The organism is Actinomadura napierensis (genome assembly GCF_039529375.1).
Classification (GTDB): Bacteria; Actinomycetota; Actinomycetes; order Streptosporangiales; family Streptosporangiaceae; genus Spirillospora; species Spirillospora napierensis.
The window spans coordinates 1-508 of record NZ_BAAAMR010000448.1 but is presented as its reverse complement, the minus strand read 5'-3'; the positions used below and the strand labels follow the sequence as shown (position 1 = coordinate 508).

At 35.0% G+C, this 508-nt stretch carries 1 pseudogene; it reads left to right on the top strand.

The window, feature by feature from the left end:
• Positions 1 to 362 (top strand): annotated as a pseudogene (locus ABD296_RS50415) (translational GTPase TypA); the annotation flags it as partial.
• Positions 363 to 508 lie beyond the last annotated feature (146 nt).

Genomic DNA, 508 nt, shown 5'->3' with positions numbered 1-508 from the left:
AAAACGGTGTGTTGATTTCTATGGTTCAAGGTACATGCTTGGGCTATGCATTATTCAGCTTACAAGACCGCGGTCGTTTATTCGCTAAGCCACAGTTAGAAGTTTACGAAGGTATGATCGTAGGTATTAACTCTCGTTCAGACGATATGGTTGTAAACCCAACTAAAGCGAAACAGTTAACTAACGTTCGTGCGTCTGGTACTGATGATGCTTTAACTTTAACACCTGCAATTGAATTCACGCTTGAACAAGCTCTTGAATTTATTGAAGATGACGAGTTAGTAGAAGTTACTCCAAAATCAATTCGTATCCGTAAGCGTTACTTGACTGAAAATGAACGTAAACGTAACCGTGATAAATAATTTTTCTTAAATGAAAAAGAAAAACCGCTAAATTCGTTTAGCGGTTTTTTATTGCTTACTGGTAAAGCTGAAAGTAAACTTAAAGTCATATTTTTCTTGTAAGCAAATATGTTGTTAAAGTGTGAAATAGCTTTCTTTTTTTGAAA